General features: G+C 63.7%; 16 protein-coding genes. 7 read left to right on the plus strand and 9 right to left on the minus strand.

Annotated features, from left to right (window positions below; translation table 11 throughout):
- Positions 1–9 precede the first annotated feature (9 nt).
- From fliG to XH98_RS18455, 5 genes are all read left to right on the plus strand, one after another.
- Complete coding sequence (gene fliG / locus XH98_RS18435) at positions 10–1,107, plus strand: flagellar motor switch protein FliG (RefSeq protein WP_271596854.1); 1,098 nt, start codon at positions 10–12, stop codon at positions 1,105–1,107.
- Positions 1,107–1,727, plus strand: coding sequence for a FliH/SctL family protein (locus XH98_RS18440; protein ID WP_220003201.1), 621 nt, complete (start codon positions 1,107–1,109; stop codon positions 1,725–1,727). The genes fliG and XH98_RS18440 overlap by 1 nt, the downstream gene beginning before the upstream one ends.
- A gap of 3 nt (positions 1,728–1,730) precedes the next feature.
- Positions 1,731–2,081 (plus strand): flagellar motor switch protein FliN, encoded by a 351-nt coding sequence (fliN, locus tag XH98_RS18445; RefSeq protein ID WP_057757463.1) that lies wholly within the window; start codon positions 1,731–1,733, stop codon positions 2,079–2,081.
- A 54-nt stretch (positions 2,082–2,135) separates the two neighbouring features.
- Positions 2,136–3,521, plus strand: coding sequence for a sigma-54-dependent transcriptional regulator FlbD (gene flbD, locus XH98_RS18450; RefSeq protein ID WP_220003202.1), 1,386 nt, complete (start codon positions 2,136–2,138; stop codon positions 3,519–3,521).
- A 269-nt stretch (positions 3,522–3,790) separates the two neighbouring features.
- Complete coding sequence (locus tag XH98_RS18455; RefSeq protein ID WP_271596852.1) at positions 3,791–4,939, plus strand: M20 family metallopeptidase; 1,149 nt, start codon at positions 3,791–3,793, stop codon at positions 4,937–4,939.
- 115 nt (positions 4,940–5,054) lie between these two features.
- Here the strand turns inward: XH98_RS18455 and XH98_RS18460 are convergent, their stop codons facing one another.
- The 9 genes from XH98_RS18460 to XH98_RS18500 all read right to left on the minus strand — a co-directional run bounded on the left by XH98_RS18460 (position 5,055) and on the right by XH98_RS18500 (position 12,233).
- Positions 5,055–5,210: a hypothetical protein gene (locus XH98_RS18460; protein ID WP_167354015.1), complete on the minus strand. Its 156-nt coding sequence runs from the start codon at positions 5,208–5,210 to the stop codon at positions 5,055–5,057.
- 86 nt (positions 5,211–5,296) lie between these two features.
- Positions 5,297–5,875, minus strand: coding sequence for a flavin reductase family protein (locus XH98_RS18465; protein ID WP_271596851.1), 579 nt, complete (start codon positions 5,873–5,875; stop codon positions 5,297–5,299).
- A gap of 31 nt (positions 5,876–5,906) precedes the next feature.
- On the minus strand, positions 5,907–6,743 hold the full coding sequence (locus tag XH98_RS18470; RefSeq protein ID WP_271619490.1) for an ATP-binding cassette domain-containing protein: 837 nt from the start codon (positions 6,741–6,743) through the stop codon (positions 5,907–5,909).
- A gap of 20 nt (positions 6,744–6,763) precedes the next feature.
- The gene (locus XH98_RS18475; RefSeq protein ID WP_271619491.1) at positions 6,764–7,570 is read right to left on the minus strand and encodes an ABC transporter permease subunit; all 807 of its coding nucleotides are present in this window, start codon (positions 7,568–7,570) and stop codon (positions 6,764–6,766) included.
- Positions 7,567–8,724 carry an FMNH2-dependent alkanesulfonate monooxygenase gene (gene ssuD, locus XH98_RS18480; protein WP_271619492.1) on the minus strand — a complete coding sequence of 386 codons (1,158 nt, stop codon included), beginning with the start codon at positions 8,722–8,724 and terminating at the stop codon, positions 7,567–7,569. Before ssuD ends, XH98_RS18475 begins: the two co-directional genes overlap by 4 nt.
- 10 nt (positions 8,725–8,734) lie before the next feature.
- The gene (locus XH98_RS18485; RefSeq protein ID WP_271596847.1) at positions 8,735–8,863 is read right to left on the minus strand and encodes a hypothetical protein; all 129 of its coding nucleotides are present in this window, start codon (positions 8,861–8,863) and stop codon (positions 8,735–8,737) included.
- A gap of 505 nt (positions 8,864–9,368) precedes the next feature.
- Complete coding sequence (locus tag XH98_RS18490; protein WP_271619493.1) at positions 9,369–10,538, minus strand: cytochrome P450; 1,170 nt, start codon at positions 10,536–10,538, stop codon at positions 9,369–9,371.
- Positions 10,539–10,568: 30 nt separating this feature from the next.
- The gene (locus XH98_RS18495; RefSeq protein WP_271596845.1) at positions 10,569–11,648 is read right to left on the minus strand and encodes a transglycosylase SLT domain-containing protein; all 1,080 of its coding nucleotides are present in this window, start codon (positions 11,646–11,648) and stop codon (positions 10,569–10,571) included.
- A gap of 363 nt (positions 11,649–12,011) precedes the next feature.
- A complete protein-coding gene (locus XH98_RS18500) occupies positions 12,012–12,233 on the minus strand; it encodes a hypothetical protein (protein ID WP_271596844.1) in 222 nt (73 codons plus the stop codon).
- Between XH98_RS18500 and XH98_RS18505 the strand changes: the two genes are divergently transcribed.
- Positions 12,232–13,962, plus strand: a complete 1,731-nt coding sequence (locus XH98_RS18505) for a serine hydrolase (protein WP_271619494.1) — start codon at positions 12,232–12,234, stop codon at positions 13,960–13,962. The genes XH98_RS18500 and XH98_RS18505 overlap by 2 nt on opposite strands.
- Positions 13,959–14,501 (plus strand): hypothetical protein, encoded by a 543-nt coding sequence (locus XH98_RS18510; RefSeq protein WP_271596842.1) that lies wholly within the window; start codon positions 13,959–13,961, stop codon positions 14,499–14,501. Before XH98_RS18505 ends, XH98_RS18510 begins: the two co-directional genes overlap by 4 nt.
- The last annotated feature ends 28 nt before the right edge of the window (positions 14,502–14,529 follow it).

Genomic DNA, 14,529 nt, shown 5'->3' on the forward strand with positions numbered 1-14,529 from the left:
TGAACTGACATGGCCGCTTCCCTGCAAAACGCCAATTCCAACGACATCACCAGCGTCATCTCGACGCTCGGCCAGCGTGCCGGCGACCGGGCCAGGGACGGCAGGAGCTCGGAGCAACTGACCGGACCGCGCCGCGCCGCAATCCTGATGCTGGCGCTCGGCGAGCAATATGGCGGCAAGATCTGGTCGCTGCTCGACGACGACGAGGTGCGCCAACTGTCGCTGGAAATGTCGACGCTCGGCACCGTCGAGGTCGGCACGGTCGAGGACATGCTGCTCGAATTCGTCTCGCGCATGTCGGCCTCGGGCGCGCTGATGGGCAATTTCGACGCCACCGAACGGCTGCTGCAGCAATACCTGCCACCGGAGCGCGTCAACGGCATCATGGACGAAATCCGTGGCCCCGCCGGCCGCAACATGTGGGAGAAGCTCTCCAACGTGCAGGAAGAGGTTTTGGCCAATTACCTCAAGAACGAATATCCGCAGACCATCGCGGTGGTGCTGTCGAAGCTGAAGCCGGAGCACGCCGCACGGGTGCTCGGCATCCTGCCCGAGGAGCTCGCGCTCGACGTCATCAACCGCATGCTGAAGATGGAAGCGGTGCAGAAGGAGGTGATCGAGAGCGTGGAGAAGACGCTGCGTACCGAATTCATGTCCAATCTGTCGCAGACCCGCCGCCGCGACGCGCACGAGGTGATGGCGGAAATCTTCAACAATTTCGACCGCCAGACCGAAACCCGCTTCATCACCTCGCTGGAAGAGGACAATCGCGAATCCGCCGAGCGCATCAAGGCGCTGATGTTCACCTTCGACGACCTGGTGAAGCTGGATTCCGGTTCGGCCCAGACCCTGATGCGCAACGTCGACAAGGACAAGCTCGGCGTGGCGCTGAAGAGCGCCAACGAGGATGTCCGCAACTTCTTCTTCGGCAACATGTCCTCCCGCGCGGCCAAGATGCTGCAGGACGACATGGCGGCGATGGGGCCGGTCCGCCTGCGCGACGTCGACGAGGCCCAGGCGCTGCTGGTCAATCTCGCCAAGGACCTCGCCGCCAAGGGCGAGATCATGCTGACCAAGAACCGCGCTGACGACGAGCTGGTGTATTGATGGCCGCTCCGGCAAAATTCCTGTTCGATACCGACTTCGCCGCGCCCGATCGGACGCGCGAGAAGGCCGCGACCGCAGCCGAGATCGCGCAGAAGGTCGCGGAAGCCGAAGCACGCGCCTATCAGGACGGTTTCGCGGCTGGCCAGCGCGAGGCCAAGGCGGAGAGCGACCGCCGCGTCGCCCTCGCCATGGAAGAGATCAACATCGCGATCCGCGGCATTGCCGCAGGGATCGGCAATATCGAGAGCAAGATGGAGACCGAGGCGGTCGACGTCGCGGTCGCGGTGGCGCGCAAACTGTGCGCGGACCTGGTCGCCGCCGAGCCGCTCGGCGAGATCATGGCGCTGGTCAAGGACTGCTTCTCGCACCTGGTCGCGACGCCGCATCTGGTCGTCCGCATCAACGACGCGCTCTACGACAGCGCGCGCGAGAAGATGGAGCGGCTGGCCAAGCAGAGCGGCTTCGAAGGCCGGCTGGTGATCCTGGCCGAGCCCGAAATTGCCACCGGCGACTGCCGGATCGAGTGGGCCGACGGCGGCGTTGTGCTGGAGCGCAGCGCCATCGCGGCCAAGATCGACGACATGGTTGGACGCTATATCGCGTCCCGCAAGGGGAACTAAGCCATGAGCGACACCGACGGACAGGTCCCGCTGCCCGATCTCAACGGCCCGCTGCCGCCTGCCGGCACCGATGTCGGCTACAGCGAGGATGAATATGCGGCGCGCGTCGCCGCCGACCTCGAAGCCGTCTTCGACGTGCCGGTGCAGGTCTCGGCAGTGCTCGGCCGCTCCAAGATGGATGTCGGCGAGCTCTTGAAGCTTGGACCCGGCACGGTGCTCGAGCTCGACCGCCGGGTCGGCGAGGCCATCGACATCTACGTCAACAATAAGCTCGTCGCCCGCGGCGAAGTCGTCCTCGTCGAGGACAAGCTCGGCGTGACCATGACGGAAATCATCAAGACCGAACGCGCGTAAAGCGAACAAAGGGAATGACGCGCGACCGCGCGACCAGACGGACAGGAGACTGACATGCGGCTTCTCATCGTTGGCACATTGAAGGGCCAGCTCACCACCGCCACCAAGATCGCGATGGACAACGGCGCCACCGTGACCCATGCCGAGGATCACGAGCAGGCGATGCGCGTGCTGCGCGGCGGCAAGGGCGCGGACCTCCTGCTGGTCGACGTTGCCCTCGACATCCGCGACCTCGTGATGCGGCTCGAAGCCGAGCATATCCACGCGCCGATCGTCGCCTGCGGCATCACCAACGACGCCCGCGCCGCGGTTGCCGCGATCCACGCCGGCGCCAAGGAATACATCCCGCTGCCGCCGGATCCGGAGCTGATCGCCGCGGTGCTGGCCGCCGTCGCCAACGATTCCCGCGAGCTGGTCTATCGCGACGACGCCATGGCACGGGTCATCAAGCTCGCTCAGCAGATCGCAGGCTCCGATGCATCGGTGATGATCACCGGCGAATCCGGAACGGGCAAGGAGGTGCTGGCCCGTTATGTCCACACCCGCTCGGCCCGCGCCAAGCGTCCGTTCATCTCGATCAACTGCGCCGCGATCCCCGAGCATCTCTTGGAATCCGAGCTGTTCGGCCACGAGAAGGGCGCCTTTACCGGCGCGATTGCCCGCCGCATCGGCAAGTTCGAGGAGGCCACCGGCGGCACGCTGCTGCTGGACGAAATTTCGGAGATGGACGTCCGCCTGCAATCGAAGCTGCTCCGCGCCATCCAGGAGCGCGTGATCGATCGCGTCGGCGGCACCAAGCCGGTCCCCGTCGATATCCGCATCATCGCGACCTCGAACCGCAATCTGGCGGATGCCGTGCGCGAAGGCACGTTCCGCGAGGACTTGCTGTTCCGCCTCAACGTCGTGAATCTGAAGATCCCGCCGCTGCGCGAGCGTCCGGCCGACATCATGGAGCTTGCCCAGCATTTCGTGAAGAAATACGCCGAGGCCAACGGCGTGCCGATGCGCCCCATTTCGGCCGAGGCCAAGCGCGTGCTCTCCACCAACCGCTGGCAGGGCAACGTTCGCGAGCTGGAAAACACCATGCACCGTGCGGTGCTGATGGCACAGGGCGACGAGATCGGCCCCGATGCGATCCTCACCCCGGACGGCGACCGCCTCGACCTCGCCAAGACCCCGCCCGCCGTGGTGCATGCCACCATGGCCGCCGAGCAGGTAACGCGCGCGCTGGTGGGCCGCACCGTTGCCGACGTCGAGCGCGATCTGATCCTGGAGACGCTCAAGCACTGCCTCGGCAACCGTACCCATGCCGCCAACATCCTGGGCATCTCGATCCGCACGCTGCGCAACAAGCTGAACGAATATGCCGACGGCGGCATCCCGATCACGCCGGCCGGCACGCCCGGTGAATATCCGCGGATGCCGATGATCGGGGCGTAGGGCTTAGACATTCAGGATGACGAATGAATGCCCGGGCCTGGTCCCGGGCATTTTGTTTTGCCGCGGGCATTGTACTCCCCCAAGCGCCGCCCCCGTAGCCCGGATGGAGCGAAGCGCAATCCGGGGTTAGGTCCGCCGCGGGATTCCCGGATTTCGCTGCGCTCCATCCGGGCTACGGCAGTCGAACACATGGCCGCACCGCATCTCGCGACTAGGTCGCGCCTGCGCAACCGCCTATAACCGCTCGCGAGAACCAACCGAGGAACCACATGTCTGAAGCTCAAATCACCGATTGGCTGGCGTCGCAGCGGCAGGCGATGATCGACCTGTTGCGCGACGTCGTGAACATCGATTCCGGATCCTATGACAAGGAAGGCGTCGATGCGGTCGGTGCGCGGTTCGAGCGGCATTTTGCCGAGCACGGCATTCCGTTCCGGCGCGAGAGCCATGGCACCTTTGGCGATGCCATCCACGCCGAGGTCGCAAAACCCGGCAGCAACGAAAAGCCGGTGCTGTTGATGGGGCATCGCGACACCGTGTTCGGCAAGGGCGAGGCCGGGAAGCGCCCGTTCACGATTCGCGACAACCGAGCCTATGGGCCCGGCGTTGCCGACATGAAGGCCGGCGTCGTCATGAACATCTTCGTCGCCACCGCCTTCCACAAATTCGGCGGCAACCCGCATCCGATCAAGCTGCTGATCACCTCCGACGAGGAGATCGGCTCGCCCTCCTCGCGCCCCGTCATCGAGCGCGAGGGACGCTCTGCGCGCGCCGTGTTCAACTCCGAGCCGGGCCGCCCCACCGGCAACGTCGTCACCAGCCGCAAGGGCGGCATCTTCATGCATATGGCCATATCAGGCAAGGCAGCGCATTCCGGCGCCAATTTCGCTGCCGGCGTCAGCGCGATCGGCGAACTCGCGCACAAGATCACGCAAATCCACGCGCTGACCGACCTCACCAGGGGCATCACGCTCAATGTCGGTCTCATCTCGGGCGGCCAATCGGTCAATACGACGGCGCCTTATGCCGAGGGCCAGATCGACATGCGCTATGTCGATCCCAGGGATCGCGCCACCGTCATGGCCGAGATCGAACGGATCATCGCGACGCCTTACGTGCCGGGCACCACCGCGACGCTGACGATCAAGGGGGAGTTCGTGCCTGTCGTGCAGAGCGAAAGCTCGAAGGCGCTGTTCGAAAGTTATCAGGCCGCGGCGAGGCAAGCCGGCCTCACCACATTGCAGGGCGAGTTCTCCGGCGGCTGCGCGGATTCCGGCTTCACCGCCGCAGTGGGGACGCCGACGATTTGCGGCGTCGGACCTGTCGGTGGCCTCGCCCATTCGCCGGAGGAATATCTCGAGCTCGACAGCATCGTGCCGCGCGCGCAGACGCTGGCGCTGGCGATTTTAAGGGGCTGATTCAGGTGCCGTAGGGTGGGCAAAGCGAAGCGTGCCCACGAGCTTTTTCGGTCGTAGAGAGACGGTGGGCACGGCGCAAGGGCGCCTTTGCCCACCCTACGAGACCAAGCAAGGCTTACGAATAACTCGGCGCGTCGGGCTTGCGAAAAATGTGGATGGGATCGCCAGGCACGAACGGCTGGCCGCGAAACATCGCATAGGCATACAGCGCGAGATAGGCGATCGCCAACGCGCCGATGGCGTAGAAGGCCCAGGTCCCGACGCGCTTCATAGCTCCGCTCCGCGGCCGTCCGGGATGGGAAGGCTCAGGGCGCTTCTAGAGCGATGAGGCGGAAAAGGCCAGCCCGCGTCCGGCGATCAAACGCGGCGGAGGCGCGCGGGAACGCTGACCTCGGCCAGTCTCGCCGCATCCTCGTCCTGATCCACCGCCACATACTGGCCGTGCCAATAGGCGAGCGCGGCGTTGCGTGCCGAATTCCTGACATCCCTGACCCGGCCGATGACGATACCGTGCGAATGGCGCTCGATGATGTCCTCGACCTCGCAATCGACTGCCGACAATGCGCCGACCAGCAGCGGCACGCCAGATACGGCCGTGACCCATCGGGCGCCGACGAAGCGATCGGCCCCCTTCAATCCGCCCTTGCCGGCAAAGCGCTCGGCGATTTCGAGCTGGTCGGCCGCGAGGATGTTCACGCCGAAGGCGCCGTAGCGGCGGATCAGCGGAAAGGACGAGGCATCGCGATTGATGCTGACCAGCAGCGTCGGCGGGTCGACCGAGAGCGAGGTCACCGAGGTCACTGTCATGCCGGTGATGTCCTTGCCCCGCCCGGCGGTGATGACGCTGACGCCGCCGGTGAGGTGGCGCATGGCGCCGCGGAAATCGGCGGACGAGACGGGAATTTCGGTCATGAGATCGCGGGGCACTACATTCATGGCATGGTCCCCGAAGCGGGGTTCCCTCTATTTAGGTACGATCGTCCCCCGACAACAGGTGGTTCAGGATCGAGCCTTCGAGGCCGGCAAGCTCGGCCGAGCCGCGCTGGCGGGGCCGGCCTGCGTTAACCACGACGTCATGGGCGATCCGGCCCTCCTCGATCACCAACACCCGGTTGGCGAGCGCCACCGCTTCGGCGACGTCGTGGGTCACCAGGATTGCGGTAAAGCCCTGGTCGCGCCAGACGCGCTCCAGGAGGCGCTGCATCGAGATGCGGGTCAGCGCATCGAGCGCGCCGAGCGGCTCGTCGAAGGCGAGCACGCGCGGACGGGAGACCAGCGCTCGGGCGAGCGCGACGCGCTGCTTCTGGCCGCCGGACAGCACCGACGGCCACTGGTCGCGCTTGTCGGCGAGGCCGACCTCGGCAAGCGCCTTCTCCGCGCGCACATGCGCATCGGTCGACGAACGATCGCGGCCGAGGCCAACCTCGACATTGGACAGCACGCGGGCCCAGGGCAACAGCCGCGGCTCCTGGAACATCACGCGGATGTCTTCGGCCTGAATCTCGTCGCCAAAGCTGACGCTGCCGGTATCGCTCTTTTCCAAGCCCGCGATGAGGCGCAGCAGCGTGCTCTTGCCGCAGCCGCTCTTACCCACGATCGCTACGAACTGTCCGGCCGGGATGTGCAGATCGATCCCGCGCAGCACCTCGTTGTCGCCGTAGGATTTGCGCAAGCCCCGGATGCTGAGCGGCAGGCCGCTGATCTGTGTCGGCCGCTCCTCGCGCGCGACGCGGGCGTGAGGCGCGAAATTGGCGCGGCTGCCGAACTCGGTTTCGGGAAGGATCGTACGAAGCGCTGTCTGCATGTGATTCCCAGTATTTCTGCTCAATTTTTCTGGAAGGCGGGGTGCCAGGAGAGCGTCGCCCGCTCCAGCACGCGGGAGGCGCTGTCGGCGAGCTTGCCGAGCAGGGCATAGATCAGGATCGAGAGCACGACGACGTCGATCAGCATGAACTCGCGCGCCTGCATCGCCATGTAGCCCAGCCCTGAGGACGCTGCGATGGTTTCGGCGACGATCAGGGTCAGCCACATGATGCCGAGCGCGAAGCGGATGCCGACGAAGATCGAAGGCAGCGCGCCCGGGAAGATCACGCGGCGGAACAACTCGCTATCGGTCATGCCATAGATGCGGCCCATCTCGATCAGCTGCGGATCGACGGTGCGGATGCCGTGCAGCGTGTTGAGATAGATCGGGAAGAACACGCCGAGCGCGACCAGGAACAGCTTGGCGCTCTCGTCGATGCCGAACCACAGGATGACCAGCGGGATCAGCGCCAGATGCGGCACGTTGCGCACCATCTGCAGCGTGGTGTCGGTGAGCTTTGCCGAGAGCTGCGACAGCCCGTTGGCGAGCCCGAAGGCGAAGCCGATGCTGCCGCCGATCAGAAAGCCGATCGAGGCGCGCCAGAACGACACCCAGATGTTGCGGACGAGCTCGCCGGACAGCAGCAGCTTCCAGCCGGCCAGCGCGACATCGCTGGGCGCCGGCAGCACGCGGGTCGGCACCAAACCGGTGACACAAGCAATCTGCCAAAGCGCCACGATGGCGAGCGGCACGATCCATTGGACCAGGCCATCGACCCGCGCCAGGCGGAAATTGCGCGGAAGTGAAACGCTGTCGATCACGCTCATGATTGCGACACCCGGTGCTGCGGACGGTAATCGCTCCCGACCGTCTCGCCGAACGGACCGCCATTGAAATGCAGCCTGGTCACGTTGCTCGGCTGCTCCAGCGAGAGCAGCGGGAACACCAGCTCGGCAAAGCGATAGGCTTCCTCCAGATGCGGATAGCCCGACATGATGAAGGTATCGATGCCGATGTCCTGATACTCCTTGATGCGCGCGGCGACCGTCTCGGCATCGCCGACCAGCGCCGTGCCGGCGCCGCCGCGCACCAGGCCGACGCCGGCCCAGAGATTCGGCGCGATCTCCAGCTTGTCGCGCTTGCCGCCGTGCAGCTGCGCCATGCGCTGCTGGCCGACCGAATCCATCCGGGCAAAGTTCTTCTGCGCGGTCGCGATGGTCTCGTCGCTGACATGCTTGATCAGATCGTTTGCCGCGCGCCAGGCCTGTTCGTTGGTCTCGCGCACGATCACATGAAGGCGGATGCCGAAGGACAGCTTGCGGCCGCGCGCGCTGGCGACATCCCTCACCTTCGCGATCTTCTCGGCAACCTGGGCCGGCGGCTCGCCCCAGGTGAGATATTTGTCGACCGTGTCGACGGCGACATCGATGCCGGCATCCGACGAGCCGCCGAAATAGAGCTGAGGCCGCGGTGACTGCACCGGATGGAACAGCAGCTTGCCGTCCTCGATGCGGATATGCTTGCCCTCGACATTGACGGTCTTGCCGGCAAGCAGGTCGCTATAGACGTTGAGGAACTCGCGGGTGACCTCGTAGCGCTCGTCATGGCCGAGGAAGATGCCGTCGCCCTTGTTCTCGACCGGATCGCCGCCGGTGACGACGTTGATCAGCAAACGGCCGCCCGTGACACGGTCGAGCGTCGCGGTCATGCGCGCGGCGACCGTCGGCGATTGCAGGCCCGGACGGACGGCGACGAGATAGCGCAGCCGCTCGGTGAAGGGGGCAACGCTGGACGCGACGATCCAGGAATCCTCGCAGGACCGGCCGGTCGGCAGCAGCACGCCGTAATAGCCGAGCTGGTCGGCGGCCTGCGCGACCTGGCGCAGATAGTTGAAATTGACCTCGCGGCCGCCGATGCCGGTGCCGAGATAGCGGCCGTCGCCGTGGGTCGGCAGGAACCAGAGGATGTTGCTCTTGCTCATGGATGGGCTCCTAGCCGTAGGTCGTGCCGACGGCGGCGGCGACAAGGCCGACCGACTGCACGATGGCGGCGATCACGCGTTGAACGATGCGTCTCATGTTGGGACCTCTTGAAAGGGGAAGACCGGTCGGCGCGATCAAGCTGCCGTTTCGAGGATGATGGTGCGGAGCGGGAAGAGTGTCGAGACATCGGGAAAAATAGCGATGCGAGCACTGCGCGCGAGGCGAAGCGCGTGATTAATCTTTCGAACAGCAAAGCGAATGAAGATGGAAATTTTCTGCACGCGGATGTGATGGCGGCGCGCGTTCGGCCTCGAACCTCGCGGGCCGGAACAGAAAACGAGAAAACAACCCCATGCACAGTAGCCGGGGCGTGCGAATGGGATCAACTACGACTTATCCGAAAATCCTTTGACCCGTCGGGCAAAACAGGAGTAGGATGGCATCATGGCGACATGGGTCTGCTGAGGCGCGAAGCTCCTCCCATCACCACCGCCGTCATTCCCCGCGCAGGCGGGGAATCCAGTACGCCGCGGCCTATCGAGGAATCACTGCCGTCTCTGGAATACTGCGCCTTCGCGGGCGATGACACCGAATGTGTGACGGCATGCGTGCCACGATCCCGTGCAGGCCCGGCCCTGCCCGACTACTGCAGCCACCGCACCGGCAAATTCTGCAAGCCCCGGAACGCCCAGCCGCCGATCCGCACCGGCTCGTCATCGGCAAGCTCGATATTCCTGGCGCGTGCGAACACTGTCGGCAGCGCGACGTCGGCGATCATGGCGCGCGAGGCGAAGGCGCCGGCGCAGAAATGTGGACCGGCGCCGAAGGCAACGCTCTTCGAGGTGTCGCGCCGCACGTCGAACGCGTCGGCGCGCTCAAAATGCTTCTCGTCGCGATTGGCGGAGCCGAACATCAGGAACACGCGCTCGTCGGTCTCGAACGACACGTCGCGGATGCTCCTCGGCTTTGCGATGCGCCGCGGCGACATGCCGATCGGCGATATCCAGCGGGCATATTCCTCGAATGCCCACAGCCATGACACTTCGCCTTTGCGTACGAGGTCGAGCTGCTCGGGATGCGTCAGCAGCGCCCACACCGCGCCTGATATCGCCTTGCGCGGCTCGTTCTGGCCGCCCGATATCGCAAGTTTTACATTCGCGCGCACGCTCTCCATGTTCATGCCGGATGCAAGGAGCACGCCCAGAATGCTCTGGTCGGGGTTCTTGCGCATCACCGGCAGGATATCATCGATCGCCGCATCGATGCCTGATGTCGCAGCGTGGCAGCGCGCCTCGACCGCGGGATCGCCGCTGTAATTGGCGATGCCCTCGATCATGCCTTGCGACCAGGCATCCATGTCGGCAAAGCCGATATTGGTGAGGCCGGTGATCGACTTCAGGCATTCGCCGGAGAACGGCAGTGCGAAGTCGGCCATGAAATCGATCCGGCTGCCGGGTTCGAGGGAATCGAGAATGCGATCGGCATGGGCCTGGAACAGCACGGTCCAGTGCACCTTCACCGTCTTCGGCGACACCGTCGGGAACATCGCGCGCCGCTCGATTTGGTGCGCTTCGCCATCCTTGCGCATCATGTTGAGGCCCATCAGCCGGTTCATCAGGCCGGCGGGCTGGTGCGAGGAGAACACGTCGATCTGCTTCTCCGAGATCGAGATGTCGTCGCGGCTGGTCAGCAATGTCGAGCCGAGCTGCGGCACGAAGGCGATCGGCGCCTCTTTCCGCATTCTTGCCAGCATCGGATAGGGATCGGCCCAGAACGCTGTGAGGTCGATATCGACGCGCGGCGCGGTGCTCAAGGCGGGCTCCCTGGATTTTCTCCGGCCAGACTAGCGAACTCCGCTGCCCACGTCTGTCCCTGGCGACAGGGATGGGCTCGCCGCCGCAGCGGCGGTCGCCACATATTTGGTGTAAAATTCAGCGACCCGGCCGCGCCACATACCGACGAACGCTTCCGACGTCACGTTGTCCACCGATTTCCAGCTGCGCTTGAACGCCGGCAGTGCATTGCCCCAGATCGCGCGCTTGCACCACCTCTCGCCCTTCTCCTTGCCTTCGCTGGTGGCGCACATGGATTTCCAGGCGGTGCGAGCGGGCCGGCTGATGTGCTCGGCGGCGCCTTCCCAGCCTTGCTGATGGATCAGGTAGAGATCGCTCATGTCCGGCTTGCGGTGCGTGATCCACTCGAACTGGACGCCTTCGGTAATGATCTTGTAGGCGGCCGCAACGGCATTGTCCCGGGGATTGCGAATCTGCCCGAAGCCGAACTTGCCGAACTCATATTGGCTCAGTTGAAACAGGCCGATATACGACCCGGTGCGTTGATTGGGATTAAAACCGGATTCGATCTTGGCAACCGCCATCATGAAATTGAAATCGAGACCAAAGGCATCGGCAGCGCGCTTGATCTCTTCGGCCGGCGTTCCAACCGGGATGTCCTTGAACGCACGCAAGACAGTCTCCGCCGGCTTCTCTGCGGGCGGCACCTCGGACCAGACGTAGTAGATCAGATAACGGAAATCCGGCGTCGACGCCGCTTTCGGAGCATCCTCGGATGCACCGCGTGCTGCCGGCAGCGGCTGCACGATATCCTGTTCCAACGACGCCAGTTTCGGCCCGACGGGTTCGTCGGCGGTTTCGGCTCCGGTGCTCAACGGCCCGGGGGCTGCCGACGTCACCGACGACGTCACCGAGCCAAGCTCTTCTTTTTCTGCCCGAAGCGCTGCTGCAAGTCTGGCGGATGCTTCTGCGTAGAGCGCCGGCGTCACCACGTTCGCTGGGGCCGGCACGTTCGCTGCCGCTTGCGGAATGACATCAGGCATCGTCGCGGCCGGTCTGTTTGCGCCGGCCAGATAGAACCCCACGGCTGCGATCACAGCCACGATGCAGCTGGTCTGCCAAACCTTCATTGCCCGAAGTCTACGGATGGCTTCTGTCCGAAGGTTCTTTGCATGTTCCTGCGGCCCGTGGGTTTAAGTCTCTTTCGTAGAATCTTAAGGTTTAAATGTGGTGAACGGAGCTACTTTCGGCCCCGTCAATCCCCCGAGGTGTCCCGCTTTGGGTCAAAAGCGGGGCAGCCGGTCTATCCGCCGCCTCCTCAGTTCAGGGCGCGCAGTCCCGCGAAGAACCGCAGCACGATCCCGGACAGTTCGTTCTGCCCAGCCGCTCATGGACGTTCACTCACCCTGTTCCTGCCACCCAGGAAGCAAACGCGGAGCGCTCTGAGCCAGGGTCAGCCAAGAGCCAAAGCAGAATGAATCCGTCGACGCATCTTACGGTTGTTTTTGCGTCAGTTCCATACATAATCGTCGGACGGAAGGTGGCGATACGCCGATGGCTGCATCGCGACTGAACCGAGGAGCATCCGCCGTACTGCAGTGAGCTGACGTCATTTTGGTCGAGCCCTTCAGCTGCGCACCAATTTCCGACATGGCCGCATTGAGCGCGGTGTTCAGACCGCGAAGATTCTGAACGTCAATCAGGAAAATCGTCATGCTCTTCAGGATTGTCACGGCGGCCCTTGCGGCGCTGTATCTTGCAACACCTGCTGTCCTCAGTGCCCCATCGGCCTCGTCCTCCGCGACATCAAGTCATGGGCCCGCGGAGCGGGCCGTCGATCAGCTGTTCGCTCGATGGGCTGAACCGAACTCACCCGGCGCCGTCATCGCCGTGCTTCAAGACGGCAAGATCATCTACAGTCAGGGCTATGGCGCGGCCAATCTGGAATATGGCGTGCCCAACACGCCATCATCAGTGTTTCACCTCGCATCGGTCTCCAAGCAGTTCACCGCCTTCGCGATCCATCTCCTTGCTCACGACGGAAAACTGTCCCTGGACGACGATGTTCGCAAATATGTTCCGAAGTTGCACGACTTCGGCAAGCCGATCACGATTCGCCAACTGCTTCACCACACCAGCGGCGTTCGCGACCAGTGGAATCTTCTGGCGCTCGCAGGATGGCGGCTGGACGACGAGATCACGGACGACGACGTTGCGCGCCTGCTGTTTCAACAAACCGAGTTGAACTTCACGCCCGGCGACCAGTTCCTCTACAGCAACAGCGGCTACACGTTGCTCGCGATGGTCGTGAAGCAGGTGTCTGGCCAAGCGCTGCCGGAGTTCGTCAAGGAGCGCATCTTCGAACCTCTCGGCATGTCTCACACCCACTTCCAGGACAAATACGGCACGATCGTCAAGGACCGGGCCTATTCCTACGCCCGGCAGCCGGACGGCCAATACCAATACATTGCGCTGACCTATTCGACCGTCGGACCGTCAAGCCTGTTCTCCACGGTCGGTGACCTCGCGCGCTGGGATGAGAACTTCTACACCGGAGACGTCGGCGGCCTGACGCTTCTCGCCGAGATGCAGCAGAAGGGCAAGCTCAACGACGGCAAGGAGATCAATTACGCATCGGGCTTATCAGTCGGAAAGTATCGCGGGCTCAGAACGGTCGAGCATGCCGGCGGCGATGCCGCCTACCGGACCAACATTCTCAGATTCCCGGACCAGCATTTCTCGGTCGTGATCCTGGCAAATGCGGGAGATCTGAATCCAACGGCGCTCTCGTTCCGGATCGCCGATATCTATCTCAAGGAGTTGCTCAAGCCTGCGCGTGCCAAGCCGGAGCTTGAAGACAAGCCGGAAGTCACTATCGACCCCAAGATCCTCGATGCCTATGTCGGCGACTATGAACTCCGACCGGGGTTCATCATTTCCATCAGCAAGGACAATGACCACCTCGTCGAACGCGCGACAGGCCAGTCATCGTTTCCGATGTACGCGGTCTCCAGCACCACCTTCCGCCTGAGGGTCGTTCCCGCCGAAATCGTCTTCGACGACGTCGCGCAAGGGGGAAAGGCTCAAAACGCAGTTTTGCACCAGAACGGCGCCAACCTGCCCCTGAAGCGGATCACCATCGAGAAGCCGGCAGCAGAACGTCTCAAAGCGTACGAGGGCCACTACTACAGTGCAGAACTCGGCGTCGTCTACGACGTGTTCATTCGCGAGGGCGTGTTGATGGTGCACTATCCGCGGGGAGACCTCGACCTGCAACCTGTCGGGCTTGACGCGTTCTCGACGGGCTTTCCGATCGGAAACCTGAAGTTTGCGTGCGCAGACGATGGCAAATGCAATGCGATGCTGATCGACGACGGCCGCGTCAAGCAGCTGCGCTTCGACAAGACCCTGCTCGATCCGATCGGTCCGAGGTCATCGCAATGAGACTGGTCATCCTGACAGGGGCATCGGGCTCGGGCAAGACGACGATTGCGGAAAGGATCGAGCGGCAGCGCAAGGGGCTGGCGCGCGTGTTCCGGTTCGACAGCATTGGCGTTCCGTCTGCGGAGGAACGCATTGCGAGATGGGGGGCCGAATCGGAACCGGGAGGCGGATGGCAGCGCGCGATGACGATCGAGTGGTTGGCCCGGATTGCGAGAGAACGTGGTGCTCTCCCCGTTCTATTTGAAGGCCAGATGCGGCTGTCGTTCATCGCGGAGGGGTTGGCTGCGGCTGGAATTGCAAGGGCACGCATCGTTCTGGTGCATTGTGACGATGAAAGTCGAACGCATCGCCTCGTTAACGAGCGCAAGCAGCCGGATTTAGCCAATCCCGATATGATGAACTGGGCAAGATTTCTTCGCGGCGAGGCCGAAGCGGGCGGATTCGAGTTGCTGGACACGTCGACAATTTCGATCGACGACAGCGTTGAATATGTCTGCGAGCGTCTCGGCATCGGGCGATCTGGCGGGCCAGGCCAGTAAGGCGCCGGCGCCTCCTCTCCCCGCTGGG

This window comes from Bradyrhizobium sp. CCBAU 51745, from assembly GCF_028128715.1.
Classification (GTDB): domain Bacteria; phylum Pseudomonadota; class Alphaproteobacteria; order Rhizobiales; family Xanthobacteraceae; genus Bradyrhizobium; species Bradyrhizobium manausense.

What these genes read in the sequence shown, in the direction of transcription:
- fliG (WP_271596854.1), top strand. Translation starts at nt 10, where the DNA reads ATGGCCGCTTCCCTGCAAAACGCCAATTCCAACGACATCACCAGCGTC.
- XH98_RS18440 (WP_220003201.1), top strand. Translation starts at nt 1,107, where the DNA reads ATGGCCGCTCCGGCAAAATTCCTGTTCGATACCGACTTCGCCGCGCCC.
- fliN (WP_057757463.1), top strand. Translation starts at nt 1,731, where the DNA reads ATGAGCGACACCGACGGACAGGTCCCGCTGCCCGATCTCAACGGCCCG.
- flbD (WP_220003202.1), top strand. Translation starts at nt 2,136, where the DNA reads ATGCGGCTTCTCATCGTTGGCACATTGAAGGGCCAGCTCACCACCGCC.
- XH98_RS18455 (WP_271596852.1), top strand. Translation starts at nt 3,791, where the DNA reads ATGTCTGAAGCTCAAATCACCGATTGGCTGGCGTCGCAGCGGCAGGCG.
- XH98_RS18460 (WP_167354015.1), bottom strand. Translation starts at nt 5,210, where the DNA reads ATGAAGCGCGTCGGGACCTGGGCCTTCTACGCCATCGGCGCGTTGGCG.
- XH98_RS18465 (WP_271596851.1), bottom strand. Translation starts at nt 5,875, where the DNA reads ATGAATGTAGTGCCCCGCGATCTCATGACCGAAATTCCCGTCTCGTCC.
- XH98_RS18470 (WP_271619490.1), bottom strand. Translation starts at nt 6,743, where the DNA reads ATGCAGACAGCGCTTCGTACGATCCTTCCCGAAACCGAGTTCGGCAGC.
- XH98_RS18475 (WP_271619491.1), bottom strand. Translation starts at nt 7,570, where the DNA reads ATGAGCGTGATCGACAGCGTTTCACTTCCGCGCAATTTCCGCCTGGCG.
- ssuD (WP_271619492.1), bottom strand. Translation starts at nt 8,724, where the DNA reads ATGAGCAAGAGCAACATCCTCTGGTTCCTGCCGACCCACGGCGACGGC.
- XH98_RS18495 (WP_271596845.1), bottom strand. Translation starts at nt 11,648, where the DNA reads ATGAAGGTTTGGCAGACCAGCTGCATCGTGGCTGTGATCGCAGCCGTG.
- XH98_RS18505 (WP_271619494.1), top strand. Translation starts at nt 12,232, where the DNA reads ATGCTCTTCAGGATTGTCACGGCGGCCCTTGCGGCGCTGTATCTTGCA.
- XH98_RS18500 (WP_271596844.1), bottom strand. Translation starts at nt 12,233, where the DNA reads ATGACGATTTTCCTGATTGACGTTCAGAATCTTCGCGGTCTGAACACC.
- XH98_RS18510 (WP_271596842.1), top strand. Translation starts at nt 13,959, where the DNA reads ATGAGACTGGTCATCCTGACAGGGGCATCGGGCTCGGGCAAGACGACG.